Annotated in this window: 1 tRNA gene and 2 rRNA genes; all 3 read left to right on the top strand. The window is 47.0% G+C overall.

Annotation, left to right across the window (positions count from 1 at the left end):
- The first annotated feature begins 146 nt into the window (after positions 1-146).
- Positions 147-220 (top strand) — tRNA-Ala (locus tag AA088_RS17340).
- Between the two features lie 113 nt (positions 221-333).
- A 23S ribosomal RNA gene (locus tag AA088_RS17335) occupies positions 334-3,152 on the top strand.
- Between the two features lie 113 nt (positions 3,153-3,265).
- Positions 3,266-3,375, top strand: a 5S ribosomal RNA gene (gene rrf / locus AA088_RS17330).
- Positions 3,376-3,418 lie beyond the last annotated feature (43 nt).

Raw genomic sequence — 3,418 nt, 5'->3', positions numbered from 1 at the left:
AGCTCAGCTGGTTAGAGCGCTACACTGATAATGTAGAGGTCGGCAGTTCGAGTCTGCCTGAGACTACAAAGTATAAAGGAAATTTTAGAAGTTGAGTTAGTTAGGAGTTTTACTAAAGACTCAGTTTAATAACTCATTACTAAAATGGGGGATTAGCTCAGCTGGCTAGAGCGCCTGCCTTGCACGCAGGAGGTCATCGGTTCGACTCCGATATTCTCCACGATAGGCTATATAATAGCCAAAAAAGTTCATTGACATATTGAGATAAAAGAGAAACGAGATTTTAAAAATAAATCTTCGAGAGAACATATAAATAATAAAGAGCAAAAAGTACAATAAGCTAAGTAAGGGCGTATGGGGGATGCCTAGGCTCTCAGAGGCGAAGAAGGACGTGATAAGCTGCGAAAAGCTGCGGGGAGAGGCACATACTTTGTGATCCGCAGATATCCGAATGGGGCAACCCGGCATATTGAAGATATGTCACCAGAAATGGAGCAAACCCGGAGAACTGAAACATCTAAGTACCCGGAGGAGAAGAAAACAAAAGTGATTCCGCTAGTAGTGGCGAGCGAACGCGGAATAGCCCAAACCAATGTTGTTACGGCAATATTGGGGTTGTAGGACCACGACATTTGATGTTTACTGAATTAGAATAGTTTGGAAAGACTAACAATACAGGGTGATAGTCCCGTATAGGTAAGGTAAATAATTGATAGTGGTATCCTGAGTAGCGCGGGGCACGTGTAACCCTGTGTGAATTAGGCGGGACCATCCGCTAAGGCTAAATACTCCTGAGAGACCGATAGTGAACTAGTACCGTGAGGGAAAGGTGAAAAGAACCCTGAATAAGGGAGTGAAATAGATCCTGAAACCATACGCTTACAAGCGGTCGGAGCCAGTAATGGTGACGGCGTGCCTTTTGCATAATGAGCCTACGAGTTACCGTTGCTAGCGAGGTTAAACACTTCAGGTGTGGAGCCGTAGCGAAAGCGAGTCTGAATAGGGCGCTATAGTTAGTAGTGGTAGACGCGAAACCGTGTGATCTACCCATGGGCAGGTTGAAGCTGTGGTAACACATAGTGGAGGACCGAACCGGTTGACGTTGAAAAGTCTTCGGATGACCTGTGGGTAGGGGTGAAAGGCCAATCAAACTCGGAAATAGCTCGTACTCCCCGAAATGCATTTAGGTGCAGCGTATTATTAGTTTTATAGAGGTAGAGCTACTGATTGGATGCGGGGGCTTCACCGCCTACCAATTCCTGACAAACTCCGAATGCTATAAAATGATTTAATGCAGTGAGGGCATGGGTGCTAAGGTCCATGTCCGAGAGGGAAAGAACCCGGACCATCAGCTAAGGTCCCCAAATATATACTAAGTTGAATAAACGAGGTTTGACTGCCTAGACAGCTAGGATGTTGGCTTGGAAGCAGCCATTCATTTAAAGAGTGCGTAACAGCTCACTAGTCGAGCGGTCGAGCATGGATAATAATCGGGCATAAGTATATTACCGAAGCTATGGACTTCGTAAGAAGTGGTAGGGGAGCATTCTATCTGCGCAGAATGTGGTCTGTAAGGATTGCTGGAGCGGATAGAAAAGAAAATGTAGGCATAAGTAACGATAATGCGGGCGAGAAACCCGCACACCGAAAGACTAAGGTTTCCTCAGCTATGCTAATCAGCTGAGGGTTAGTCGGGACCTAACGCGAACCCGAAAGGGGTAGTGGATGGACAAGCAGTTAATATTCTGCTACCTGCTCACGCTAAAAGTGACGGAGGCGAGAAGTTAGTGCGCACTGACGGAATAGTGCGTTGAAGAGAGTGGTAACACCTCGATAGTACAGTAAGGCTACGGCCGCGCTGATAATCTAGCGGATCGACTTCCAAGAAAACCGAGTGAAGCAGCCCGTACCGTAAACCGACACAGGTAGTTGGGATGAGAATTCTAAGGTGCTCGAGAGATTCATGGCTAAGGAACTAGGCAAAATCGACCTGTAACTTCGGGAGAAAGGTCGCCCATCTTCGGATGGGCCGCAGTGAAAAGGTCCAGGCGACTGTTTATCAAAAACATAGGGCTTTGCTAAATCGAAAGATGACGTATAAGGCCTGACACCTGCCCGGTGCTGGAAGGTTAAGAGGAGGGTTTAGCTTCGGCGAAGATCTGAATTGAAGCCCCAGTAAACGGCGGCCGTAACTATAACGGTCCTAAGGTAGCGAAATTCCTTGTCGGGTAAGTTCCGACCTGCACGAATGGTGCAACGATCTGGACACTGTCTCAGCCATGAGCTCGGTGAAATTGTAGTATCGGTGAAGATGCCGATTACCCGCAGCGGGACGAAAAGACCCCGTGAACCTTTACTATAGCTTCGTATTGACTTTGGATAAGTAATGTGTAGGATAGGTGGGAGACTTTGATTAGCAATCGCCAGGTTGTTATGAGTCGTTGTTGAAATACCACCCTTTGCTTATCTGAAGCCTAACTCAGCGATGAGGACAGTGCGTGGTGGGTAGTTTGACTGGGGTGGTCGCCTCCAAAAGAGTAACGGAGGCTTCTAAAGGTTCCCTCAGCACGCTTGGTAACCGTGCGTAGAGTGCAATGGCATAAGGGAGCTTGACTGAGAGACATACAGGTCGATCAGGTTGGAAACAAGAGCATAGTGATCCGGTGGTTCCGCATGGAAGGGCCATCGCTCAAAGGATAAAAGGTACTCCGGGGATAACAGGCTGATCTCCCCCAAGAGCTCACATCGACGGGGGGGTTTGGCACCTCGATGTCGGCTCGTCACATCCTGGGGCTGGAGAAGGTCCCAAGGGTTGGGCTGTTCGCCCATTAAAGTGGCACGCGAGCTGGGTTCAGAACGTCGTGAGACAGTTCGGTCTCTATCTGCTGTGGGCGTTAGAAATTTGCGTGGATCTGACTCTAGTACGAGAGGACCGAGTTGGACTAACCTCTGGTGTATCTGTTGTTCCGCCAGGAGCATTGCAGAGTAGCTACGTTGGGAAGGGATAAGCGCTGAAAGCATATAAGCGCGAAACCCACCACAAGATTAGATTTCTTTAAAGGGTCGTGGGAGATGACCACGTTGATAGGCTACAGGTGTAAAGGCAGTAATGTCATAGCCGAGTAGTACTAATTACCCGTAGGCTTATGTACGCTTCTTATTATTTAATGGTATTTTAAAATACAGTTATTACTTTTATCTCAGTATGTTACCTTATACTCTTTGGTATATCTAAAGAGGTTCCTATGTAATAGGAATATAGATTTAAGGTGGTTATAGCAATGGGGCTCACCTCTTACCATTCCGAACAGAGAAGTTAAGCCCATTAGCGCAGATGGTACTGCAGAAATGTGGGAGAGTATGTCGCCGCCTTTTTTTAAAACCCTTATCAAATTTTGATAAGGGTTTTTTTGTATAC

Origin of the sequence: Kordia zhangzhouensis (genome assembly GCF_001005305.1) — a bacterium.
Taxonomy (GTDB): Bacteria; Bacteroidota; Bacteroidia; order Flavobacteriales; family Flavobacteriaceae; genus Kordia; species Kordia zhangzhouensis.
The sequence above is the reverse complement of the archived record's forward strand: the minus strand, read 5'-3'. Positions and strand labels throughout refer to the sequence as shown.